Origin of the sequence: Robertmurraya kyonggiensis (assembly GCF_005116465.1) — a bacterium.
Lineage (GTDB): Bacteria > Bacillota > Bacilli > Bacillales > Cytobacillaceae > Robertmurraya > Robertmurraya kyonggiensis.
On record NZ_SWBM01000001.1, the window covers coordinates 175,964 to 199,169 of the forward strand.

23 protein-coding genes and 2 pseudogenes are annotated in these 23,206 nt (G+C 36.4%); 10 read left to right on the forward strand and 15 right to left on the reverse strand.

Annotated features, from left to right (window positions below):
* Positions 1-282 precede the first annotated feature (282 nt).
* The gene (yhzF, locus tag FA727_RS25465; RefSeq protein WP_136830978.1) at positions 283-465 is read left to right on the forward strand and encodes a membrane protein YhzF; all 183 of its coding nucleotides are present in this window, start codon (positions 283-285) and stop codon (positions 463-465) included.
* A 58-nt stretch (positions 466-523) separates the two neighbouring features.
* Here the strand turns inward: yhzF and FA727_RS00975 are convergent, their stop codons facing one another.
* From FA727_RS00975 to FA727_RS00985, 3 genes are all read right to left on the reverse strand, one after another.
* Positions 524-1,054, reverse strand: coding sequence for a tryptophan transporter (locus FA727_RS00975; RefSeq protein WP_136828876.1), 531 nt, complete (start codon positions 1,052-1,054; stop codon positions 524-526).
* Between the two features lie 133 nt (positions 1,055-1,187).
* Complete coding sequence (serC, locus tag FA727_RS00980; protein ID WP_136828877.1) at positions 1,188-2,267, reverse strand: 3-phosphoserine/phosphohydroxythreonine transaminase; 1,080 nt, start codon at positions 2,265-2,267, stop codon at positions 1,188-1,190.
* A 357-nt stretch (positions 2,268-2,624) separates the two neighbouring features.
* Positions 2,625-3,044 (reverse strand): HIT family protein, encoded by a 420-nt coding sequence (locus FA727_RS00985; RefSeq protein ID WP_136828878.1) that lies wholly within the window; start codon positions 3,042-3,044, stop codon positions 2,625-2,627.
* 536 nt (positions 3,045-3,580) lie between these two features.
* Between FA727_RS00985 and FA727_RS00990 the strand changes: the two genes are divergently transcribed.
* The 5 genes from FA727_RS00990 (at position 3,581) to FA727_RS01010 (ending at position 7,575) form a co-directional block, all read left to right on the forward strand.
* The gene (locus tag FA727_RS00990; protein WP_136828879.1) at positions 3,581-4,321 is read left to right on the forward strand and encodes an ABC transporter ATP-binding protein; all 741 of its coding nucleotides are present in this window, start codon (positions 3,581-3,583) and stop codon (positions 4,319-4,321) included.
* Positions 4,314-5,525 (forward strand): ABC transporter permease, encoded by a 1,212-nt coding sequence (locus FA727_RS00995; RefSeq protein WP_136828880.1) that lies wholly within the window; start codon positions 4,314-4,316, stop codon positions 5,523-5,525. The genes FA727_RS00990 and FA727_RS00995 overlap by 8 nt, the downstream gene beginning before the upstream one ends.
* Positions 5,526-5,652: 127 nt before the next feature.
* A complete protein-coding gene (locus FA727_RS01000; protein ID WP_136828881.1) occupies positions 5,653-6,279 on the forward strand; it encodes a DedA family protein in 627 nt (208 codons plus the stop codon).
* A gap of 76 nt (positions 6,280-6,355) precedes the next feature.
* On the forward strand, positions 6,356-7,081 hold the full coding sequence (locus tag FA727_RS01005) for an EcsC family protein (protein ID WP_136828882.1): 726 nt from the start codon (positions 6,356-6,358) through the stop codon (positions 7,079-7,081).
* Between the two features lie 98 nt (positions 7,082-7,179).
* Complete coding sequence (locus FA727_RS01010; RefSeq protein WP_136828883.1) at positions 7,180-7,575, forward strand: DUF3221 domain-containing protein; 396 nt, start codon at positions 7,180-7,182, stop codon at positions 7,573-7,575.
* Positions 7,576-7,838: 263 nt separating this feature from the next.
* Here the strand turns inward: FA727_RS01010 and FA727_RS01015 are convergent, their stop codons facing one another.
* The 6 genes and pseudogenes from FA727_RS01015 to FA727_RS01045 all read right to left on the reverse strand — a co-directional run bounded on the left by FA727_RS01015 (position 7,839) and on the right by FA727_RS01045 (position 15,092).
* Complete coding sequence (locus FA727_RS01015) at positions 7,839-8,318, reverse strand: NUDIX domain-containing protein (RefSeq protein WP_136828884.1); 480 nt, start codon at positions 8,316-8,318, stop codon at positions 7,839-7,841.
* A gap of 117 nt (positions 8,319-8,435) precedes the next feature.
* Positions 8,436-9,062 (reverse strand): DUF998 domain-containing protein, encoded by a 627-nt coding sequence (locus FA727_RS01020; protein WP_194138495.1) that lies wholly within the window; start codon positions 9,060-9,062, stop codon positions 8,436-8,438.
* A 364-nt stretch (positions 9,063-9,426) separates the two neighbouring features.
* Positions 9,427-10,620 carry a M20 family metallopeptidase gene (locus tag FA727_RS01025; protein WP_136828885.1) on the reverse strand — a complete coding sequence of 398 codons (1,194 nt, stop codon included), beginning with the start codon at positions 10,618-10,620 and terminating at the stop codon, positions 9,427-9,429.
* Positions 10,621-10,975: 355 nt separating this feature from the next.
* Positions 10,976-12,019, reverse strand: a complete 1,044-nt coding sequence (locus FA727_RS01030; protein WP_136828886.1) for a lactonase family protein — start codon at positions 12,017-12,019, stop codon at positions 10,976-10,978.
* 168 nt (positions 12,020-12,187) lie between these two features.
* A pseudogene (locus FA727_RS01035) lies at positions 12,188-13,102 on the reverse strand (hypothetical protein); the annotation flags it as partial.
* Positions 13,103-14,522: 1,420 nt separating this feature from the next.
* Complete coding sequence (locus FA727_RS01045; RefSeq protein WP_136828888.1) at positions 14,523-15,092, reverse strand: recombinase family protein; 570 nt, start codon at positions 15,090-15,092, stop codon at positions 14,523-14,525.
* Positions 15,093-15,874: 782 nt separating this feature from the next.
* Here FA727_RS01045 and FA727_RS01050 point away from each other — a divergent pair.
* Positions 15,875-16,147 (forward strand): hypothetical protein, encoded by a 273-nt coding sequence (locus FA727_RS01050; RefSeq protein ID WP_136828889.1) that lies wholly within the window; start codon positions 15,875-15,877, stop codon positions 16,145-16,147.
* 345 nt (positions 16,148-16,492) lie between these two features.
* Here the strand turns inward: FA727_RS01050 and FA727_RS01060 are convergent, their stop codons facing one another.
* The 4 genes from FA727_RS01060 to FA727_RS01075 all read right to left on the reverse strand — a co-directional run bounded on the left by FA727_RS01060 (position 16,493) and on the right by FA727_RS01075 (position 18,263).
* Positions 16,493-16,870, reverse strand: coding sequence for an adenylate kinase (locus tag FA727_RS01060; protein ID WP_136828891.1), 378 nt, complete (start codon positions 16,868-16,870; stop codon positions 16,493-16,495).
* A 126-nt stretch (positions 16,871-16,996) separates the two neighbouring features.
* Positions 16,997-17,344 carry a cysteine-rich VLP protein gene (locus tag FA727_RS01065; protein WP_136828892.1) on the reverse strand — a complete coding sequence of 116 codons (348 nt, stop codon included), beginning with the start codon at positions 17,342-17,344 and terminating at the stop codon, positions 16,997-16,999.
* Between the two features lie 36 nt (positions 17,345-17,380).
* Positions 17,381-17,638 (reverse strand): hypothetical protein, encoded by a 258-nt coding sequence (locus tag FA727_RS01070; protein ID WP_136828893.1) that lies wholly within the window; start codon positions 17,636-17,638, stop codon positions 17,381-17,383.
* Between the two features lies 1 nt (position 17,639).
* Positions 17,640-18,263 (reverse strand): hypothetical protein, encoded by a 624-nt coding sequence (locus FA727_RS01075; RefSeq protein WP_136828894.1) that lies wholly within the window; start codon positions 18,261-18,263, stop codon positions 17,640-17,642.
* Between the two features lie 656 nt (positions 18,264-18,919).
* Here FA727_RS01075 and FA727_RS24875 point away from each other — a divergent pair.
* A complete protein-coding gene (locus FA727_RS24875) occupies positions 18,920-19,045 on the forward strand; it encodes a hypothetical protein (protein WP_281280830.1) in 126 nt (41 codons plus the stop codon).
* Here the strand turns inward: FA727_RS24875 and FA727_RS01085 are convergent.
* Both FA727_RS01085 and FA727_RS01090 read right to left on the reverse strand, forming a co-directional pair.
* A complete protein-coding gene (locus FA727_RS01085) occupies positions 19,042-20,562 on the reverse strand; it encodes a recombinase family protein (RefSeq protein ID WP_136828896.1) in 1,521 nt (506 codons plus the stop codon). The genes FA727_RS24875 and FA727_RS01085 overlap by 4 nt on opposite strands.
* Positions 20,563-20,615: 53 nt before the next feature.
* Positions 20,616-21,107: pseudogene (locus tag FA727_RS01090) on the reverse strand (hypothetical protein); the annotation flags it as partial.
* Positions 21,108-21,366: 259 nt separating this feature from the next.
* Between FA727_RS01090 and liaF the strand changes: the two are divergent.
* Both liaF and FA727_RS01100 read left to right on the forward strand, forming a co-directional pair.
* Complete coding sequence (gene liaF / locus FA727_RS01095) at positions 21,367-22,155, forward strand: cell wall-active antibiotics response protein LiaF (protein ID WP_136828898.1); 789 nt, start codon at positions 21,367-21,369, stop codon at positions 22,153-22,155.
* A gap of 10 nt (positions 22,156-22,165) precedes the next feature.
* Entirely contained in the window at positions 22,166-23,206 is a 1,041-nt protein-coding gene (locus tag FA727_RS01100; RefSeq protein WP_136828899.1) for a sensor histidine kinase, read from the forward strand.

Genomic DNA, 23,206 nt, shown 5'->3' on the forward strand with positions numbered 1-23,206 from the left:
GTCTCATAGGAAAATGATTCAAAGCATATAGATGTATTATACCTTTTTTATTAGGCTCTTTTCTCAAACTTTGTTGATATTGGAACAAAAAACAATGAATTAATCTGTATTTTCAATGTAACTAGTTTTATAAAACTGAGAAAAGAGCTTGTAAACATCGCTACGATGCACCTGTTGGCTATTTCTACGTTAAAATCGGCCGTTGGCCAACGGCAGTAGGATTTTAACAACAATCTTTACAAAACAGCCTTTAATAAAGGAGTGTGGACAAGTTTGGATGGAATGATTTTCGGCTTAATTGCAGCAAGCGTTGTGTTACTGTTCGGAGCCGTATATAACTTTATGTCGTTAAAAAAACCAGGGTTTTATCCTCCAAAGAGATTGTTGAAAAAAAGGGCGGCTCTGTTAGCTAGTATTGCGGTAGTATGCATTTTATTGGGATGGACTGTTACTTTGTTTAAATAAATGCCGGTAAAGATATTTTTCTTTTAGTAAGAAAAAAGAACCCAAATGGGTTCTTTGCTTAAGCTGAATATGTCGTGTTATTTGTTAACTTTGTTCTTTTCACAATCGTTAAGGCAATTGGATATAGGATTATCATGACAATTGTATTAGCAGCTGTAGCTGGTAATACTGCAAGGCCGAATAAGGCTGCAAATGATCCAGGTAGACCAACAATCAAATATGCTGAACCTAGGAACACTGTTCCAGAGATAATTGTACCTAGTGCCGTTAACGCAGCGATGCTGATGATATTCGAACGAACTTTTTTAAGTGCTAAAAATAATCCAAAGAATATAAATGCAGTAATCGGTTTATCAATGATATTTGGGATAAGTCCTCCAGGGAAACTTGTTGTTAATCCAGAAATAACGCCGGTAACTAAGCCTAAAAGTAAGACACTTTTGCTATCTGGGAATAAAACAATTCCTAAAAACATCATTGCTAACATCATATCTGGCTTCATTCCAAATGCAATCCCTGGTATGGCCAAATGTAGTACAGCACCCATCCCAACTAAAAGGGCTAGGGCCACCAAATTTTTCGTATTCATTTCTCATCTCTCCTCGACTAATCTGTCTATTCTTTTGCTTCTCCCGTAGTGCACTCATTGCCTAAGGCGAAAAGCTTGCTACCATTATAGCATAATTATTAGCGTAGTACAGTTAAATTCGGAACCTGGAATATTAACCCTTTTGGCGATAGTTTTTCATGAATTCAGCTAGTTGGACCACATGTTCCACTGGTACAGCATTATAAATTGAAGCACGGCATCCTCCAACAGAGCGGTGTCCGTTCAGTCCGACAAAACCATTTTCTTTTGCAAGGGTTAGGAATTCTTTTGTTGAATCCTCGTCCGGTAGGGTAAAGGTGACATTCATGTTAGAGCGACTATCTAGATTCGCATGGCCAGAATAGAAGCCATTGCTTTCATCGATTACATCATAAAGAATTTTTGCTTTTTCATTATTCTTTTGTTCAATGGCTGTAATCCCACCTTGGTTTTCCACCCAGTCGAGTGTAAGTTTAAGCAAATAAATGGCAAATGTAGGTGGCGTATTATAAAGCGAGTTATTTTGGCTATGGGTCTGATAATTCAGCATGGTCGGTAAATGATCAACAGATGCTTGGATAAGATCTTTTTTGACGATTACTACTGTTACACCTGATGGTCCAAGATTCTTTTGCGCTCCCGCATAAATCATTCCAAACTGGTTGATGTTTAATGATTTGCTTAAAATATCGCTAGACATATCGGCAATTAGTGGAACAGACACGTCTGGATAACTTTGCCATTGCGTACCGTAAATTGTATTGTTGCTTGTAACATGAAGATAGGCTGCATTTGATTCTAAGTTGTCTACGTTTATCTGAGGTATAGATTTGTAATTTTCATCTTTTGTAGAAGCTAGGACGGAAGTGGCTCCCACTTTTTTTGCTTCTTTTAAGGCTTTTTCTGACCATGAGCCTGTTAATACATAAGAACCAACTTTTCCCTCTGTTAAAAGGTTCATCGGTACCATGGAAAATTGCAAGCTTGCTCCGCCTTGAATAAAGAGGATTTCGTACTCGTCAGAAATCTGAAGAAGATTTCGTAGTTGTGTTTGTGCACCATTATGAACAGCTTCATAATCTTTGCTGCGATGGCTCAGTTCCATTATAGACATCCCTGTCCCGTTAAAATTTAGTAATTCTTTTTTGGCTTGCAGAAGGACTTCTTCTGGGAGTGCAGCGGGTCCCGCGTTAAAATTAAGTGCTCGAGTCATTGGTCTTACCTCCACTAGTTCGCTTTTTATATGTGATTCATTTTACTTAATTCCAAAATGAGTGTAAATGATAAATTTCATAATTGTCTAAGAAATCTAAATTAATGTTGTAGATGGTGGATTTTGTTTAAGGGTTTCGCTTTGTACGCCTAGATCGTGGAGAAAATGCTTTAGCTGACCGACAAAAATGGTTTGCGTGAAGATGGGGGAGAAAGAGCCGGAGCTGACCGACAAAAATGGTTTGTACGCCAAGATGAGGGAGAAAGAGCCGGAGCTGACCGACAAATTTTTGAACCCAAAGTTTTGTCCCAAATAAAGAAGACTGTCCACCCAAAATAGGTAACAGTCTCAAACATCTTATAGATTCTGCTGTATCTCACTAGCCATTTTTTGATAATCTTCTGGCTTATACTCGCTTTGGTGGGATTTCCACACAGCTCCAAAGCCGTCACCTTCGCCATAACGTGGAAGTAGGTGCATATGGTAATGAAAAACAGATTGTCCTGCTTCTTCGCCGTTGTTGTTCAATAAATTTAGCCCAACAGGATTGTATGTAGCTTTTAATGCATTTGCAATCTTTGGAACGACCTCAAAAAGATTTTTGGCAATATCCGGTGTTAGTTCATAGACATTTTCTTTATGTATTTTCGGAATAACCAGTGTATGTCCTTTTGTAACCTGGCTTATATCTAAGAATGCCACAACATGTTCGTTTTCAAATACCTTTGCGGAAGGGATTTCTCCTTTGACGATTTTACAAAAAATACAATCGCTCATATTTAAGCTCCTTTCAATATTTATTTCCTACATTTTACCACAACGGTATTAAAAATAAGAAGGGGCAGGATTCGCTAGGAATCCCGCCCACCGTTTGAAGGGGAAATGCTTCATTGTTCTTTCGGGTTACTTTCTTTGATAAACACCTCATTTGACATGAATGTTATATCTAATGAGAAAGCGATCTATAGTTCAAGCGTACCATCCCCAATTCTTTATAAGTTATCAGCAACGTATAAAGCGGTGAGATAGTCTTTCGTAAACACCCCATTTTATTATTAAAATGGATTCAGATCTTAGGTTAAATGAACTGATAGTCCAATACAACCATCCCCTTATAGGAACGTTGGAAGCTTATATTGAAAGGAAATAGCCTGCGACAGACACCCCATCTCAATTTTTAAGATGATTTTTTATCATCAGGTTGTTTCCCCTTCGAATATTATGATGTCCGGTTCTATGAGAATTATGTATCGCTATTTTTTAAAGGAACAATTTGTTAAAATGGGACTAACTACTGTTGGGAGTTGTTAAGAATGAGTTTGCTACAAGTTAAAGAGGTGACAGGTGGGTACACACGTAATCCTGTCTTGAAAGACGTATCATTTGAAGTTAATGAAAATGAAATCGTAGGCCTTATTGGTCTAAATGGTGCTGGGAAAAGTACGACGATTAAACATATTATCGGTTTAATGGAGCCTCATAAAGGCGAAATCAGTATCAATGGACAAACGTTCCAAGAGGACAAAGAAGCTTATCGAAAGCAATTTACCTTTGTTCCAGAAACTCCAATTTTATATGATGAATTAACATTAGATGAACATTTATCTATGACGGCTATGGCATATGGATTAGATAAGAAAACGTTCGAAGAGAGAAAGGAAGCTCTGTTAAAGGAATTCCGAATGAATAAGCGTTTGAAATGGTTCCCGGCTCATTTTTCAAAGGGAATGAAACAGAAAGTTATGATTATGTGTGCTTTCCTTGTGCAACCAAACCTTTACATCGTTGATGAACCGTTTGTAGGTCTGGACCCGCTTGGGATACAATCACTACTCGATTTAATGAAAAAAATGAAAGAAGATGGGGCAGGTATTCTTATGTCCACACATATTTTGGCTACTGCCGAACGATACTGTGACCGTTTTGTCATCTTGCATGAAGGGAAGGTTCGTGCAAAAGGTAAGTTGGACGAATTGCGAGAACAATTTTCAATGCCGAATGCAACCCTCGATGATCTATATATTCAGCTAACAAAGGAAGAAGATTATGTTTGATGAAAAGGTTCTGTGGAAGCAGCGATTTGGACGAACGAGTAAGGAATTAAGCAAATATCTTCGCTATATTTTTAATGGACATATCGTCATTGTTCTCGTCTTTTTAATAGGGACTGCCGCCTTTTATTATCAGGAATGGATTAGTACATTGAGTCAAAGCTTTCCGGTTTCGATTATAATGGCCGCCATAATTGGTCTATTGCTTACATATACTCCGATTTACACATTCCTAATGGAAGCAGACCGGGTATTTTTGATTCCGTTAGAAGAGCGACTCGGAGGATATTTTCAACGTTCTATGGTTGTAAGTTTTGTTGTCCAATTGTATTTGTTGATTATGGGACTTGCTGTCTTGATGCCTTTGTATGCTCATGTGCATAATGGAAGCTATAACAACTTTCTGCCGTTTTTACTGATTTTAGCGATTGTAAAAATCATGAACTTAATGATTCGTTGGAGAGTTCAATTTTACGTGGACACCAATGTACATAAGATTGATTCGGTCGTGCGCTATTTTGTTAATGGTGTCTTCCTCTATTTCTTATTTGCTGGGGCAGTTGTTTGGTTTTTCATCCCAGTGGTTCTTATTTTTGTTGTTTTGTATGGGGTGTATTACTCGCAGACAAAGCAAAGAGGCTTGAAATGGGAATATCTAATTGAGCAGGAAGAGAGAAGAATGATGTCCTTTTATCGACTGGCCAACATGTTTACTGACGTTCCAAAGCTTCGCGATCAGGTAAAAAGAAGAAAGTGGCTCGACTGGATTTCTTCTTTCTTGAAATATCGGACAGAAGGGGTATATACCCATCTCTTTGTTCACACCTTCATTCGTGGGGGAGATTTCTTAGGCTTATTCATCCGCCTAACAGCAATTGGTATGTTTGCTTTATACTTTATTACCTTTGGAAATGGACAAATCCTTTTTGTGCTCCTGTTCTTATTTTTAACAGGATTTCAACTACTGCCACTATGGAATCATCATCAGAACAAAATTTGGTTGAATCTATATCCTGTACGAGAAGAGTTAAAAGGAGAGTCTTTCAAGAAAGTCTTAGTGGTTTTAATGTTCATTCAGTCATTCTTATTAAGCGTTCCATTATTCTTAAAAGCAGAATGGTTCATTGGACTTGTATCCATCGCTGCAGGATTTGCCTTTAGTTATATATTTGTGTTTGTGTATAATGGCAGCAAGTTAAAAGCATAGGACATAGAGGGTTCATGTACTGCAAAATTCTTTTGTGGTGCATGAACCCTTTTTTTGTATAAGGACCATTAATTAACAAACAATATAGGCACTTGAATTAAATGAATTAGGCAAACGAGGAGAGTTTATGGAATTCGTTGAACGTTTGTTTGCTCAATATGGATATTTTGTATTACTGCTTGGTCTCCCTCTGGAATTGATTGCTTCTCCAATCCCACCTGGAAACACTACATTAGCATATGCTGGATATTTATCTTACAAGAATGTCCTTGGAATTCTACCCACTTTCGCTGCAGCATATTCTGGTACAGTACTTGGCATAACGACTACGTATTGGATCGGAAATAAGTTGGGCCTCCCACTTATCGAAAAATATGGGAAATGGTTCTTTTTGAAGCCAAAGCATTTTATGAAAACAAAAATGGCCTATGAGAAATACGGCAACAAAATGCTTCTCTTCGGTTCTTTCTTACCGGGTGTTAGACAGTTTAACGGGTACTTTGCAGGCATTATTCGTGTTCCATTTCGGACATTTGCTTTATATGCCTATACAGGAACAGCTTTGTGGGTATCCGTATTTATCGGGGTTGGCTATGTATTCGGTTATCAATGGCACCTTGTGTTTGCTTGGATAGAGCATTTCTTTAGGGTGATTTTAATTATCCTGTGTTGTTCCATTTTGATTTTACTTGTCTTGAAATGGCGTAATTGGTTGAGGGAGCGAAGAGGGATTCATCAAGGGGAGTTAGAGTGAATAGATTGTTTTTGAAACATTTCCACTTCTGATTCGTATGTTATTAATAAACTAAGGGGAAAAGGATGTAGTAGGCATGACGAAGTATGAGTTACAAGCATACGAGGAAATTCAACAGTGGAAACGAAAGCTTCTCAAACGAGCAAATTTAGTACAACGTTTATCAAAAAAAGCGCAAGATAAAATAAATGAAAAAATTCCGGAAAAGGCCCACCAAATTATTACGGATGCCATTAAGAATATGGTAAAGGTGACGATAGCAGGCTCTAGTTTTACCACGAAAACGAATGATATTAGGAATATGAGTTTGGAAGATAGGGACAAGGAACTTGAATCAAAAATTTCGTTATATCGTAAAACAGCGACAATTGAAGGAGCGGGGACGGGTGCCGCGGGCTTTTTAGTCGGATTAGCGGATTTTCCACTACTACTTTCGATAAAAATGAAGTTTCTATTTGAAGCTGCTGCTGTATACGGCTATGATACGAAGGAATATGAAGAACGATTGTTTATTCTCCACATTTTTAAGCTTGCTTTTTCAAGTGATGAAAAAAGAAGAGAGACGTTAGAAATTATTGAGAACTGGGAAGAACGGAAGAAAGAGATTATGGATATGGATTGGCAAGAGTTCCAACAGGAATACCGAGATTATATTGATTTTGTCAAAATGCTTCAGCTTGTCCCGGGAATCGGAGCAGTAGTGGGAGCCTATGCGAATTACAATTTATTGGACCAATTAGGGGAAGTGGCGAAAAACGCCTATCGAATAAGGGTATTGGGGAGTTCTCCGAAGTTTTATTGATCGTCGTCACATGGTTGGGAATTTACAAATTATTCTTGACTAGTAATGGTGGTTTTTGTAATTTTTAGTTAAATTATAAAAACAAAGGGTGTTTTAATTTGAATTCATTCCTACCTTATGTTCGTTTATTAATTGCTTCTATGTTGGTTCTGCTTTTCTCATTACTCCTCAATGAAGAAGATAAAAGAGAAGTTATTTCAGATGTGGACTATTCAAATAAAATGGTGAAAGAGGGCTATGTGATCTCGAAAAAAATTGGAGAAATCATGATATCAGATGAGCCAATTCCCATTTGGCAGATGTTAAAAGGATTTATTACTTCTGATTATGGAAGCCCATATTTAATTGTTCACAAACATGTTAATGCTGAAAATGGAGAACTTTTAAAAGGATTAAAACTAAATCAAAAGGTTAGAATCTATGTGGATTCTGTCTTAGAATCTAATCCACCAATGGTCTATGCATATCAGATTGAAGTAATTGAAGAGATATAAAAAGTTTTGATCAAAAAAGCAAGCAAGTGGTGGTCTCCGCTTGCTTGCTTTTTAGCGTTATGCTGTTTTTGCAATGATTGTGTTTTTTTTCGTAAATGTCCAAAGGCCGACATTTACATCTAGAGACACACCTCATTTTTGCACGGCACTTTTCGCTTCTCCCATATGTTTTTTTAGGTAATACAGGGAACTTGTATTCCAAACTATGCTTTAAAAGCAACAATTTCCGCGAAAAGAGCCTAAGGTTAAGATGATTTGATTTTCTATCTCAATACATACGTTTCTAGTGTCTGTTCTTCAATGAACTCAATAGATTTTCTGTTTTTTGCATAATCAATAATTTGATCCTTTATGTTCGGAAATAGGAGTATCTCATCCAACTCAGATAGCTCAATCCATTTTACGCCTATTTGATTGGGATCTGGATTCGCTGGCATTTTGGGGATAGAACCATCTTTGATTTTGCAATCAAACATTAATTGTAACGATTGAGTTGTCCCAAATCGATTTGAGCTTAAATGTGGAGCGTACTCGTAAACGATTGCTAAAGGTCCAACTTCTACATCTATGGATGCTTCTTCTATTGCCTCTCGGCGAACTGCCTCAAGAATCGATTCATTCGGTTCCACGCCACCTGCTGGTAGGTTGTAATGTATGCCTCTTTCATCATTAAATTCCACTAATAGAATTGAATTGTTTTCAATAATGAGTGCGCATGCTCGTACTCTAATATGATAATTCAATGGTATCCCTCCAATTATAATTAAGATACTTTCAACGAAGAAGATTAAATATTCTTTTTTGAAGAATATTTGGTGTGTTTTTTCAAAGTAAGGTTATGGAAATGACATTTTAAAAGGCTATGGGCAAGACTCATTTATAAAGGAATAGTAGAAAGATAGGATAAACATGAGTGCTTGTATCGTATAAATCACTAACCTTTCAGTTAGGCCAATTACATTCAAATGTAAACTCATAGAAATGGGATTTAAAACACCAAACAAAGTGATCAAAATTGCCATGAATAAAGTCAATTTGCCTAGTTGTTTTGTTGTTTCCTGTCTTAAGTACCCAAATGCAATTAGAAATGAAGAGGCAATGGTTGTAAAAACGATGATCACTGTCACGACAATATGCATCATATTTTGAAAGTTCATTTCAGTTTTGTTTTGAGTGAGAGGGAAAAAGCTGTAACCAATCATTGAAGTTAACTGCATGATGATTAAAACGATAAATCCGTATTTTAATAGGTTATTGGAGGCTTTCTTAATCAAAGCTATGACAAATAAAATCATGCAGATCCCATAGATAGACGTGAAAATTTTTAACAAGGATGCATGCGGAGATCCGTCAGCAGTTAGGGAGCTGATATCAGTTGAAATGGGGTTGTATTCTGGCCATAAAATCTGACCTAAAACCGTATGTACAATATAAAATAATGCTCCGATCATTCCCAATGGCAGTAAGTATTTGTTCATTTTCTCCATTTCTTGTTCATCTCCCAGAAGAAGGTACTAATTATTTTTCGCCTTAAAATATATCATAACTAATCCAGAATTTATGTGAAATTATTAGGAAATTTATAAAAACTTAGCAATCTATAAGAAAATGGCTGTATTTCTCTCTTTATCCTCGATTCCATCGCCAAGAAGGAAATCTTCCTGTCACCAGTTTGAATAATGGCGATTTTTTTTCCCTGAGGATTGAATATTAAGCTATAAACAGAAAGGCGATAAATATACTCTTTTCCCTCTTCTTTTTTCCAAAAGTAACTATTTCCATAATGCGCTCACCTCTTTTTTCTAAAGAAAATAAAAGAAGAGGAAACAATTCCTCCCCTTCGGCTAACTATTAGAGAGATACTTCCGCCTTTTGTGGTTTATAGGTAAGCGCCGCAGCACCTAAGGACTTCGCAGCTACTAACAAAGCTTTTTCATCAATTTCAAATTTAGGATGATGATGTGGGTACGCGATTGGAACCCCAACTGGTCTTGCTCCAGTAAAGAAGAAGGTACCTTTCACATGCTGTAAGTAGTACGCGAAATCTTCGCCACCCATTTGTAATTCGGCTTCTTCTACTGTTTCTACGCTTGGAATGCTGTTCACACATTCCACAATAAAATCTGTTTCCTCGTCATGGTTTACAACAGCTGGATAGCCTCTGTTGAATTCGTAAGTGTATTCACAATCTGCAGCAAGGCATGTTCCTTTAACAATTCTCTCAATCTCATTTTCGATAAAAGCGCGAACATCTTCATTAAAGGTGCGGACAGTACCTACTAGCTTTGCTTTATCAGCGATGACATTAAATGCATTTTCAGCAACAAATGAACCAACAGAAACGACAGCCGAGTCAACAGGACTCACTTTGCGACTGACAATTTGTTGAAGGTTTAGGACGAGTTGGGATGCAATCACGACAGCATCCTTCGTTCTATGAGGCTGAGCACCGTGCCCACCTTGACCTTGAATATTGATTTCGAATCGGTCTGCGGCTGCCATAATTGGACCTTTTCGATATTGTATTTTACCAGTTGGTTCACTTGCCCATAAATGAGTTCCGAAAATGGCATCGACACCTTCTAAACAACCATCCTTAATCATGGCGATGGCTCCACCTGGTGCATATTCCTCTGCGTGTTGATGGATCATCACATATGTACCTTCAAGTTCATCCTTAATCTCATTTAACGCCTTAGCAAGGACTAACAATGTAGCAGTATGTCCGTCGTGTCCACATGCATGCATGACACCTGGATTAAGAGATTTGTAGGGAACCTCGTTTTCTTCTTGGATTGGAAGGGCATCGAAGTCTGCTCGTAGCGCGATCGTTTTGCCTGGTTTAGCACCATAGATCTTGGCTACAACACCATTTCCACCAACATTGCCTTTTACTTCAATTCCTAATTTTTCATAAAAATCTTTGATATAGTTGGCAGTATTGACTTCTTGAAAGGATAGTTCTGGATGCTGATGTAAATATCTTCGAATCGACACCATTTCTTCATAATAAGACTCTAGTTTTGCAAATAGTTGTTCAACCATTCTCAACTCTCCTTTTTTAAAATTTTTTATCTATTTCGATAATTATAACAGAATTAATTCGATAATCTAAGTTTTTTCATCAAAATGAAGGGGAAGTTCTTGGGAAGTTGGTTTTGAATGACAAGAAGTATTTGAATCAGACAATAGTTGTCAATGAAAACTAGTTTGATTGACAAGATGAAGCGAAGAAGAGGGATAGCTGTCAATGAAAGAACAATTGACTGACAAGATGAAGCGAAGAAAAGCAAAAGTTGTCAATGAAAGCTCATCTAGTCGAGAAGATAATAAAAAAATGGAAGTGGTTAATCCAAAATAAAAAAGCTGCTAAAAAAACATAGCAGCTTCCGTACAATACTTACTTGATAAACTTCACACAAACTGGATCTGGCACCACTATATCTGATTGTAGCAATGTTAATTTCCCAGTAGCTTCGTCTCGGGAGAAAAGAACGAGATTACTTGACTCTTGATTGGAAGCCACGATGAACTTTTCAGAAGGATCTAGAGAAAAATCGCGTGGCCAGTTTCCTTCTGTTGAAGTATGCTCGACAAATGAAAGCTCACCGTTCTCAAGATTTACCGCAAATACAGCAATGCTGTTATGTCCTCTGTTTCCTGCGTAAATAAACTTTCCATCAGTCGAAAAATGGATGGCACTTCCTTGGTTGTTTTCTGTGAAATTACTTGGAAGTGTGGAAATCGTTTGTAGCTCAGTAAAGCTTCCGTCATTTTCGTTGTAACTTAGAACAATCACTTCAGAGCTGAATTCTGTCATGACATAAGCAATTTTTAATTGAGGATGAAAAACAAGATGGCGTGGGCCGCTACCAGGTTTAACAGAGAGTCTTTGCTTTTCGGATAAAATACCGTTAGAAACGGCATATGTATAAATCAGATCGCTTCCTAAATCAACCGCTACCAAATATTTTTCGTCGGGCGTAAAAGCAGCGTAATGCATATGAGATTTTTCTTGTCTAGAATCTGGTCCAGACCCTGTGTGCTCAATTACAGATGCTGGAGGAAGTAAAGAGCCATCCGTATCCGTTAGATAGGATTCAACCGTTCCTTTATGATAATTTGCTGAGAAAACATTTTTGTTATCACTTCCAACGCTTACATGGCATGGAGGAGAACCTGCAGAAGCTTGTGTGTTTAAAAGTGTTAATTCTCCTGTTTCAGAATCTAATTTATAGGCTGAAACACCGCCTAAATCTCCGGTTTTCACAACTGAATAAAGAAAACGATTGTCGTCACTAATTGTTAAGTATGTAGGGTTTTCAAGCTCGGCTGCTGCTTTCACTTCGATTAATTTTGTTGCATTCGTATCTAAAACAAAAGAATAGATTCCTTTACTTTCACCTTTAGTATAGGTTCCAACATAGCCGGTGTATTTCGTCATCTTAATTCCTCCGATGCTTATAAAATTTAGTTTTAAGTATTGTTACCTTCCTTTAAGAGAACATGTCTGTAGGCAAAAAAACATTACATCTGCATTATACTAAAACATTTATTGGAAGGGTAAAAAAATGCCCAGATCATATCTGGACATTTTCCTCAAGAATCAATTTTAGATTAAGAACATCGCGACAATAGTCGTTACAACCAATCCGATCGTAACAGGTAATAAATTTTTTCGTGCGAGTTCAAATGGGTCTACATTACAAATGGCAGCTGCTGGGATGAGTGCCCAAGGAACCAAAGTTCCTCCACCTACCCAAATGGCAGCAATTTGCCCGAGGGCAGTAAGTGTCGCAGCACCAGCTCCGATAGAGTGGGCAAATAGATTGGCGATTGAACCAGCTAAAGAAATACCAGAAAACCCTGAACCATCTAAGCCAGTAATCGCTCCAACCGCAGTCAAGGTAATGGCACCGATTTCTTTGCTTAAGGGTACAACTGATGCAAGTGCAACCCCTAGATCATTGACGATTCCGTGAGAATCTTTCGGTAAATACTCGCCAATTATGGTTGTAAAGCCCGAGTCTCCTAAATAAAAGAATGCAGCTATTGGAATAACGGGACCAAAGACTTTAAAGCCAAACTGAAAACCTTCAATTAAATAATTCGTTGTTTTTTCAAGTCCTTTGTTCTTATGGCTCATTAACGTAATGACAATCAGTATGAAAATCGCTGTGCCACCGACAAGGGCAGTCGCATCACCGCCTGATAGATCCAAAACAAACATGCCAACAACATCTAATACAAATAGGATCGGGACAAGTATGGCAAGGAGGCGTTGTTGGGTTCTTGTTAAAAGAGTAGATTTTGTTTCTGCATTTTCGTTTGAATCTTGTATTGAAGTTGAAACCTTGAGTTTCCCAAGCTTCATATCTCTTTTTAAGAAAATGAAAGCTGCGATTGTTGTCACTACACCCATAACAATGACAAGGGGAATACTAGCACTTACGACATCATTCACAGGAAGCCCAGCTGCATCAGCTGTAAGCTTAGGTGCAGCCTGAATAATGAAGTCACCTGATAAAACCCCTTAATATAAAGTTATTTATTTTTACTAATGATGGACAAAAAAAGAAACCCTCCACCAATCAATTAAGATCAGTGAAGGGAATAGGAAAGATAGAGATATTAAATTACTGTATTATTGGAAGTTAAGAGAAAAGGAATCTATTCTATAACCACTGTGTTTAGTGGCAAAAGTTTGATTAAAGTAAGTTAAGGTTATATTGCTTACGCTTGTCTCGTAACCTCGACAATAGATTAAGAAACAATACTATAATAATTTGTCACTATCATAGCAGAATAGAATAGTTAGTAATCAGTTGAAAGAATAGTGACGAAGTCACCAGCGAAGCAAAGCGAAGCTGTAATACTGTTAGAACAGTTAGACACAGTAAGCATCAGTTAATCACAGTTAGCATTAGTTTCTGATACTCTTAAGTCCGTCAAATAGGGGTTTTTTACTGGTTATCTGTGAAACATTATTTTTAGTGATTTTTCATGAAACACTGAAACCCTTGAGGCTGTAGGGCTTAATGTGTGTTGTTCTGTGAAACATTTTTACTTTTGAACCTGAGTGATTTATGGCGATCTTACTAGTATTCGTTAATCAGTGATTCAAGGGCTTTTAGATAGGGGTTAATCCCTAGATCAGTGACTTTTACATACTAAAGTAATACCATATAGGACTGTTAAAGGCTGTGAAGCTGTAATACTACTATACGATAGGTAACACCATATAGGATTGTTAAAGATTTTCCGAAAGTTTTTTAAACTCATTTAGGTGACTATCTTTGTATTGCATAAACAGACTATAACAGTCTTTGCGACTTTTGCCCTGAACAATATTCCGTATAGTTACTTTAGAGACAGGGAATAGCTTCTCGATCTGATTTGGCTGTAATCCTTCCACCTTATTCAAGTATAGAATTTTATAGACGTCTCTATCAGTTAGTTTGACATTAAAGGCACTACTATTTAAGTTACTCATTTTGTTCTGTCCTTTCCATAGAATTTTTGGGGTAGATAACTATTACACGAATTTACTAGCAAAAGAAATCTATTTTAGGACAACGCTATTATTTATTATTAAATGATTATTATTAAAATGATTATTATTACGTCACAGTTGGTTGTGACTTTACTTTCTCTAAATTTGTGATTAACAAAGTAGTAAATTTGTGATTAACCCATACAAACAGCTTGAAATAAATGGAATTGATTTACTGTAAAAGGCTGTGAAGTGCTATGGTCAAGATTATGCTTGGTTGCCACTTATAGACACCAGCCCACAAAACTTTTTTATGCACAATTCAATAGCGTCAGGGCTTTACGATATATGGTAAACAACTAAAATAAAGGCTGGTAAGTACAAAGCACAATGCGAATATTTAGCCATTCTTGTTAATTGATCCAATAAAATGGAAACAAAAAAGACCACTCTATTAAAGAGTAGCCTTTTTCTTTGCCCTTATAAGCGTACTTTTACTAATACCAGTGATTTCCTCTACTTGCTTATATGAATGTGTTTCTAACAGTCCTAAAGCGTGTTCTATTTTTTTCTTTCCATAAATCTTTGGACGTCCTTCTTTAAAGTCCTTACGCTGTTTAGCTATTGCTTTGCCTTCCTGAGTACGTTCTACAATCATATCCCTTTCAAATTCAGCAAATGAAAAGAAAATGTTTCTAATTAGTTTACTTGCTGGTGTATTATCCATTATTCCGATATTGAGTATATGGACTTTAATTCCTTTGTCTATCAATTCTTTAACCGTTTCAGACCCTTGTGTCATACTTCTAGCAAAACGGTCAAGTTTAGTAACTATTAAAGTGTCACCTTCTTTTAAAGCTGAAAGTAATTCATTAAATACTGGTCTATCCATTTTAGTACCAGTGAATTGTTCTTTATAAATTTCAGTAGCACCATTAGATAACAATTCCTTTTCTTGATGTTCTAAGCTATTTCCGTCTAATTGTCCTTTGCTTGAAATTCTAGCATATCCGTAAATTGTCATTATGTATTATCCCCTTTTTCTTATGTTGTTTATGACACTATGTTATGACACTTGTTGATACCATGATATTACAGTACTCATTTTTTGGTGTCAATACTTTTAAGTTATGACTATCAAAAATGTTAGAATTATGATTCAATCAAAAGCCAACACAATCAATCGGACAGTCACAGCAACGCAAGAACAAGGGGTGGGCTACAATCAAAACTGTCAATCAAAATAGCGGTACTAATAAAGGCACTAATACAACAATACCAGCACCCCAGCACAGCCCATAGAATAGGCATACAGCCACGTAAGCAATAGGTGAATAGATAAACACTCACAACGGCACAGGACACCATAGAAGGGGAAAGAGACAGTAACAGAATGAGACAGTAAAGAGGATAGAACAACAGCACCAACAGCGAAGCAACGAAAGAAAGGAAAGAAGAATAAAAGAAAGAGACGAACACGAGAACACAAGCACGAGAACAACCTCAAACCCTTGATATGACTGGTTTTCTGATACCCCACCCCCGTACCATAGGGGAACAGGGGTTCGGTAGGGGTATCGTCTAGTGCTTGCAAAATATATGCACCATTTTTGAAAGTGTTCTATGCACAAACCACTATTGTTTCAATTAGCTGCGTTTCTGATAACTTTTCTAAGAGAAATATCTTTTTCCATAATAGATTGGTTAATTTAATTATAAACTCAAAAGTAACAAGATTTTTAAATTAGCAGGAAAATGAATTTATCTTAAAGAATAGAAATATTTAAGAAAACAAGGAGGTGTAAAATGAATAAAATAGGTTGGTTGTGTCTAGGAGTTGCTGGTGGTCTGGTCTTATGGGCTATTACCCTTTTTAGTACTGGTTTCGGATATTATAATGGTCAATTTAATGAAGCTTTGTATGTAAAGTTCATGGGAGATATTGTGAAAGTTACAACTACAGAAGAATTGAGTAAGTACGGTAGCTACTATTTAGGATTAAGTTCTATACTTATGTTCTGTGCTATTTTCCTTTACCGAAAGTTTTTAAAAATTGTTCCAGTAAATAATGAAGTATAAGTATACCTATATTTAACTAAGGGGTACAAACTTTAAAATTTAGAACGGGCTAATCATTTCTCCAAAAATTTTTTGTGGGATTTTTCATAACTTTTTAGGCACAAAAAAAGAAGAGGGTTATTAGCTGTAATTAAGCTAATGCCCTCTTTTCTCTATATTGTCTATTCTGTTCATTCCTACAATTACAGCAATTAAACCGCCTACCCAAAAAGCCTGTTTTCTCTTTTTGAAAACTATCCTCTATCTTTATGGAATAACAGACCGTACATTCTAAATAAACCATTCCTTTGACGTCCTTATATGCTTTACGTCCTCTTAAGCTAGTGGCGAATAGAGTGAGTACCATTAAATCAAACCCTCAGACTTGAAATAATCCTTTATGATAATAGGATTAACCCTTAATTCCTGTGCTATTTCTTTATAACCGTAATCATTCCAAATCATTTTATATAAATCATCTATTTTAAAGGTTTCCTTCTTTTTAATTCTATGTCGCTTAGAAACACTTTTAAGCCTCTCACCGTTTTGATCCGAATACGGTAAGCCACAGGCGTGTCGCTGGTGCTGTTTCCCTACAATATGACCAGCCTTACCAAAGAAAGTATACTGACAATCAGTACAACAAAAGACCATTACAGCATGTTTATTGTAATAGGGTGTTAAAGGCTTCACAGCCCCTTTATAGAATTCATTTAATTTAGTTTCAAACTCTAATCTATTCATAATATTAGCCACCTTTATAAATGATTTAACGACAGTTAGAAACCGTCTAGGTATTAACCCCTTACCTTCTAAAATTCAACGCTTGAAACCCTTGATATGATTGACTTTATACAGTCCTATTTTTCGTTATTTAGCCCTCTTTTGATTGTACTTTCTATGTGAGTTTCTATTAGCCGATTTCCTACACACATCACCACAGTACATAGCTTTATTTGAGACTGAGTTAAAACCCTTGCCACAGCCTTTACACTTTTTATTTAATACTGTGTCAATTCCATAATAGACAGCCTCTAAAGTCTTGTTAGCTGGTAACACAGCCTTTTCAAAGTAAGTACATGAACAGTCACTAGCTGGTATCTTTTTGCCTCGATATTCGCCACCACTTATTAACGGACATTCTCTATCAAATAAAAGACATTTACCGTCTATATAATTAGCACAGCTTGTAGTAATCAATTTCTTCATAGTCTCCATTTCCCTTTTCCCCCTAAATAAAAAGCCACCAGCGAATTATTCGCCAGTGACCTCTTTGTCTTTCATTTGTTTAATTATTTGTTCTTTAATCCCAGTGTCTTTAATTCGATTAAGTACCGCTTCATTTACAGCTTTTTCATCAATGGGGGAAGGGTCTTTAACGCTACCACATTCATTCTGTAATGCGATTCCGTAACTCATCGCTAAAACAGGAGGAAGCCCTTTAAGTACCTCAGTATTTCCGTTTCTCAGTTCGTCTAAAATATGTGCCTTTACTGTATGTGTTAAGTTCATACTATTTCACGTCCTTTGGTTGTTTTAATCCTTGTGGCAATCTACCACCATTTGCAAGAAATATATCGTTTTTCGTCACAACAGTGTCATTAGCCCACTGTAAAGACGGTTTATACTGTTCTTGATTAAAAGCATGATAGATATTAGGGTAACGTTCTTTTACAGTCTTATCGTCAAATATCTCCATTACATCAGGGGCAATAGAATGAAATTGACTATTTACAGCCTTACCCATTTCAGCGATCTCACTTAACATCATGTAACGGTACTTTTCTACAATCTCAGTGGCGTTATATTCGTTTAATGCCTTTCTATCCTGTACCAATACATCTTTTAGAATAGGAGTATATTGTAGCTTTAAAGCTGTTCTTTCCTCGTTCAGTTCCTCTAATAGAACGTTAATGACCTCAGACCTTGAAACAATTTCTCTTTTTCTGATTTTAAGATAAACAACTTCTGAAATAGTGGCGGTTTCCTGTTCTAACAAGTTATCCGTCAATTCTTGTTGAATTGTTTCAAGATCGGCTTGTAACTCACGTTCTTGCTGGTCAAGTTCTTCAACCTTAGATTTATATTCCTCAATAACCTTTTTTGATTCTGTGAAAAGTTCCTTTACTTGTTTCATTTCTCATAACCTCCGATAGATTCATTTTGTAAGCGTTACTTATAACCTCGTTTTTCTTTTTGTTCGATTACATTTCTAATTGACGCTAGTTCAATATTCGATATGCGTAAACGCTTGATAGCGTCTCTAAGTTTTTCATGGTAATAAGGGGTAAATTCTAAAGAACCCTTCTCTAATTTGCAGATTGTGGACGAATTAACGTTCATAAAGTGACTGAAATCAGCTAACGTTTTGTTGCGTGCGTGGCGTATCGGTTTGAGGAACCTGTGATCGTATTCCATGTTATAGGGTAATTTTGAATTGACAGTGTACATGTGTGTTATCACCTCACTAATGTTAGTTCTAAAAATTAGAAGTAGAAGTACAAATAAAAAGGCATGGCATAAAGCCACACCTTTGCTACTGGGAGACATGTCTATTCTAATCCGTAACAGGTATTTGCCTGTCTAGTGTATAGATCACTAGACCACAGTGGATTACAGGCAATTTTTATAAAAATTTTATTTAATGTCCTAATCCGTTCCTTATTTGCAAGTGCCTCTTTGAATAAACATTAAAGGGGTACTGGTACAGATGAAAGATATAAAAAGAAGTGGAAAATTGAGTAACCAAAATAAACAATCTGAATATCATGGCTTACAAGAGGTGGTGGGCTTATGAAAAATAAACGTACACCAAAAGTAACCATTATCAAAGCCACTAATCCGAACTATAAACAAGTTGCTGAAGCTATCGTAAAATTATCTCAATCTAATACAGAATCAAAGAAAGACGTTTCCTAATTGGAGACGTCTTTTTCTTTTAGTCTTATTTCAAACTCATCTTCTGTATTGACTAATTCAAGGCTTTCAAACAGTAGTCTGTAGATCCTGTTCTGATTTTCAATGCTTTCATTTTCTATATTATTTAGTAAATCAATAGCATTTTGAATAACAGAATTTCTATCGTACTCGGATAAACTACCCAATAACCTCTCATTATCTTCAAGTGACATATTCAATTCTTTTTTATCATTTTCTAGTGGTGGCACTAAACCTACGTAATCAGCCTCGGATAGTGTTCCCTTAATTAGATAGCCTTTAGCGTTCTGGATTTGTGTTTGTATGTCAGCTATTCGCCTTTTAATGTCCTTTATTTGGTTCATTACGCTTATTTTCTTGTCATTGGTTGTATCTATATCCACGCTTTTTATTTCTTCCATTAAGGTTTCCTTGTATGTTTCAATTGCATTGTAGAAGTGGGGAAGTAGTTCTTTTAATGAGATTGATTTATTAGAACACTTCTTTTCATAGTAATCCCCTATAACCTTCTGACACTTTCCAATCTGATAAGACGTAAAACCCTCTTTATTAGTCCATGACTTATGAATTGGTAGTCTACTTCCACATTTACCACATACGACTAATCTATCCAGTACAGTATTTATTTTAGTGTAACGGATTCCTTGTGGATTCCTACTACGTGACTTAATCATGTTTTGTACTTCTTGATATTCTTCTATCGTCAATAATGGCTGGTGTGTATCTCTTACAATTACAGATTCATCAAACATCTTACTATCATAATGACTTTCACCTAAATAGACACGATTTTCCAACATTCTTGTAATTGTGCCAACGTCTTTCCATCTCTTATTATTTTTTGTAGTATACCCTAGTCGATTAAGTTGACCAATGATTTCAGCTATTACATATCCTTCCAATACCTTGTCGACAATATACCTAAAGGCTTTACTTTCAATAGGGTGGGGAACTAGCTTGTCCTTGTCTTTAAAGTAGCCAAAGGGTGGCTTATTAACATATTTACCTTCCTTAGCACTAGCTAATACTTTCACATTCATTCTGTAAGCAAAGTCCTGAAGTTCTTTCTCATTCATAGCCCCACGTATGATATTTGATAGACGCTGTTCCCTACTGTTAGGGAATATATAACCTTCACGTAAGGACAGAATAACAACATCTGTATTACTTAATTCATGATATACATTTGTTTGTTCATATACCCCACGATATAGTCTTGATTCTTCCACTACGATTATTAAATCGTGCTTTCCATCTAAACAGGCTTTTAACATCTTCCTGTATTCAGGTCTATTTAAGTTGGTAGACTTTGCTACAAAATCATTATAGATAACATAATCATTCCAGCCTTGTTCTTTGCAAAAGTCCGTCAATCGCTTTAAATGGCTTTCTATTGTTTCTGCCTCAGTCATGCCTTTACTTTTCTTAGACTTCCTTAAATACAGTGCTTTAGGCTTATCAGAAGGCTTGTAATCAGCTTGTGAGAATGGTTTATACAATGTGTTTCACTCCAGTTAGTATGATAATTATATACTTTATAATAACATACTTTTTCTCCGGACAAGGCGATTCCGTGACCAAACAAATTCATAGCCATAGCAACGCCAAGTGCTGGTAACCCAACTCTCACGGCTACTGGTAACAATACAGCCCCTAATAAAGCAACCGCTGGGGACGGCCAGAAGAACCAGGATATTACCATCATTAATATTCCAATTGTCCAATAGGCTAAAGCAGGAGTACGAATCAGTTTTGAAAATGGAGAGATCATGACATCGTTAATACCGGTCGAAGTTAAAGTTTTGCTCATGGCAACAATAATAGAGATTACGAGAATGGTAGGTAATAGCTCGGTGATAGCGTAAATAAAACTTGTAAAAATACTGCTGACAGAGGCAGTTAAGGAACCAGTTGCAGTGATTGCAATAAGAAAGATTCCGACTATACAAACGAGAGTTGTATCTCTTTTGAAAACCATAAAGCCAATGATGAAAAGAATGAACAGAACGTAAATCCAATGAAGCGCTGCAAGTTCAACGCCCATTTTTCTTCCCCCTTAAGTTGAGTAGTAAAGGCTCTAAACATGAGCCTTGTAAGTAAAAAAATAGGCGATACCCCATTTTTTACAGAGTATGTGAAAATGTAAAAATGGTGTGTGACGACATCTCCGCCTGTAGACGGAGATGAAAACACTCTTAAGATTGTTTTCGGAGTCTAAAAGAAAAAGTATACTCAATTTAAAAAGGGGATTATCGTTTGTTATCGAATTAAAGAAATAAGGAATCGAAAGAAAGGGAATTGCCATGAAGTCTAGATCCATCAATCAAATTTTATTTGCATTATTTTTACTAGTAGTTGGAGTTGTTCTTTTACTTGTAAATATCGGTGTCATTTCCTTGGAAATAAAAGAGCTTTTTGTCGTTTTTTATCCGTTTTTGTTACTCGTAATAGGGGTTAGTATGTTTTTAAAAAGGCTATTTAGTAGAAGGAAAGACTCATTGTCTTTTAGCTTTTTCTTAATTTTATTTTCCGCAATGCTCGTACTCGATCGCCTGAATTACATTTCGTTTGGTTTTTGGGACATCTGGAAGCTGTGGCCAGCGATTATTATACTAATGGCATTTTCGATGCTGTTTCAGAAGAAAACAATTAAGATTCACATTACGAGAGACGGTTCTAAAACGGGTTTGGATAAAGAAACTGACGGGGAAATTAAGGGATATAGAAAGGGCAGTGGGTTATCAATTGGAGATATAAGCTTCAAAGATAGCAATTGGGCATTAGAGCCACTCGATTTATCAAACTCAGTTGGGGATTACTATATTGACTTTAGTAAAGCTTTTATCCCAGAGAAAGAAACTCCAGTCGTGATTCGAGGTTGGATTGGCGATGTGAAAATGATCGTTCCGGAAGATATACCGGTCAAAATTCGCTCGAAAATCAGTGTTGGGGATATTCGTATTTTTGAACAAAAGACAGATTCGTTTAATCGGACGTTGGAATATAAGACGATAGGTTATGAAGAGGCCACCAGGAAGTTAAATATTATAATAGACTTGAAAATTGGTTCGATTCGAATCGATAAGGTATAGGAGTTATTTTATGAAAAAAATATTTGGTATCCGAGGATGGTTTATTCAAAGCTTTATCATGATGGCTTTTATCGGTACATTAATCCTATTCGTTGGTTTGCAAATTTATCTATTTAATAATGATTCTACCATTCTAGATATAAAAACGATTTCCTGGCTTTCCGTTTCTGCACTCATCATTTTCCTGCTTGTTGGAGTGTATTTTGGAATTAAGGGAAGCCAGCTTTTAAAAGGAAGATTAACGGATGTTCTCCTCTATATTTCTACATTAAGAAGTGGCAATATATCTGAAAAGCTATTAATTGATGACAGGGATGAGATCGGTTTAATCTCTGAGGAACTAAATCAACTTGCAGACTATATTCAAGAACAAAGTATCTCCCTGCAAAGATTAGCAGATACAAAAACATCTTTAGCCCAATCTGCTCATACAGCAGTTGTAATGGAAGAGAGGCAAAGGCTTGCAAGAGATCTACATGATGTTGTAAGCCAACAATTGTTTGCATTAAGTATGATGTCGTCTGCTACCTTACGATTATTTGAGACGGACTCAGAAAAAGCAAAATTGCAGCTTGAGGAAATCTCAAAAATTGCTGCTAATGCGCAAGGCGAAATGCGGGCATTGCTCCTTCACTTACGCCCGATTCAGCTAAGTAATGATCGACTCTGTGATGGAGTTATTAAGTTTCTTCAAGAGCTAAAAGGAAAAACAAATTTAGATTTTCAGGCTAGTATTGATGAAATTGAACATATCTCAAAGGCAACAGAAGAGCATTTGTTTCGTATTATTCAAGAAGCTCTATCTAATATATTGCGCCATGCCGAGGCTTCCAAAATCACGATGACGTTAACAGAAAAAGAAAACTATATTTATCTATTTATTGGCGATAATGGCAAGGGCTTCAATCCAAATACAGAGAGAATCATGTCTTACGGATTGAAAACGATGCGAGAAAGATGTGAGGAGCTAGGGGGCGTTTTTAAGATCCGTTCCAAAGAAAAGGAAGGTACATATATTGATATTCGAGTACCATTTGTAAGGGAGGTATGA

Coding starts and splice junctions, on each gene's coding strand:
- FA727_RS01025 (WP_136828885.1), bottom strand. CDS start 10,620: ATGGTTGAACAACTATTTGCAAAACTAGAGTCTTATTATGAAGAAATG.
- FA727_RS01005 (WP_136828882.1), top strand. CDS start 6,356: ATGACGAAGTATGAGTTACAAGCATACGAGGAAATTCAACAGTGGAAA.
- FA727_RS01060 (WP_136828891.1), bottom strand. CDS start 16,870: ATGAATAGATTAGAGTTTGAAACTAAATTAAATGAATTCTATAAAGGG.
- FA727_RS01075 (WP_136828894.1), bottom strand. CDS start 18,263: ATGAAACAAGTAAAGGAACTTTTCACAGAATCAAAAAAGGTTATTGAG.
- serC (WP_136828877.1), bottom strand. CDS start 2,267: ATGACTCGAGCACTTAATTTTAACGCGGGACCCGCTGCACTCCCAGAA.
- FA727_RS00975 (WP_136828876.1), bottom strand. CDS start 1,054: ATGAATACGAAAAATTTGGTGGCCCTAGCCCTTTTAGTTGGGATGGGT.
- FA727_RS00995 (WP_136828880.1), top strand. CDS start 4,314: ATGTTTGATGAAAAGGTTCTGTGGAAGCAGCGATTTGGACGAACGAGT.
- FA727_RS24875 (WP_281280830.1), top strand. CDS start 18,920: ATGAAAAATAAACGTACACCAAAAGTAACCATTATCAAAGCCACTAAT.
- FA727_RS00990 (WP_136828879.1), top strand. CDS start 3,581: ATGAGTTTGCTACAAGTTAAAGAGGTGACAGGTGGGTACACACGTAAT.
- FA727_RS01000 (WP_136828881.1), top strand. CDS start 5,653: ATGGAATTCGTTGAACGTTTGTTTGCTCAATATGGATATTTTGTATTA.
- FA727_RS01070 (WP_136828893.1), bottom strand. CDS start 17,638: ATGAACTTAACACATACAGTAAAGGCACATATTTTAGACGAACTGAGA.
- FA727_RS01065 (WP_136828892.1), bottom strand. CDS start 17,344: ATGGAGACTATGAAGAAATTGATTACTACAAGCTGTGCTAATTATATA.
- FA727_RS01045 (WP_136828888.1), bottom strand. CDS start 15,092: ATGACAATTTACGGATATGCTAGAATTTCAAGCAAAGGACAATTAGAC.
- FA727_RS01050 (WP_136828889.1), top strand. CDS start 15,875: ATGAATAAAATAGGTTGGTTGTGTCTAGGAGTTGCTGGTGGTCTGGTC.
- liaF (WP_136828898.1), top strand. CDS start 21,367: ATGAAGTCTAGATCCATCAATCAAATTTTATTTGCATTATTTTTACTA.
- FA727_RS01100 (WP_136828899.1), top strand. CDS start 22,166: ATGAAAAAAATATTTGGTATCCGAGGATGGTTTATTCAAAGCTTTATC.
- FA727_RS01030 (WP_136828886.1), bottom strand. CDS start 12,019: ATGACGAAATACACCGGCTATGTTGGAACCTATACTAAAGGTGAAAGT.
- yhzF (WP_136830978.1), top strand. CDS start 283: ATGATTTTCGGCTTAATTGCAGCAAGCGTTGTGTTACTGTTCGGAGCC.
- FA727_RS01020 (WP_194138495.1), bottom strand. CDS start 9,062: ATGGAGAAAATGAACAAATACTTACTGCCATTGGGAATGATCGGAGCA.
- FA727_RS00985 (WP_136828878.1), bottom strand. CDS start 3,044: ATGAGCGATTGTATTTTTTGTAAAATCGTCAAAGGAGAAATCCCTTCC.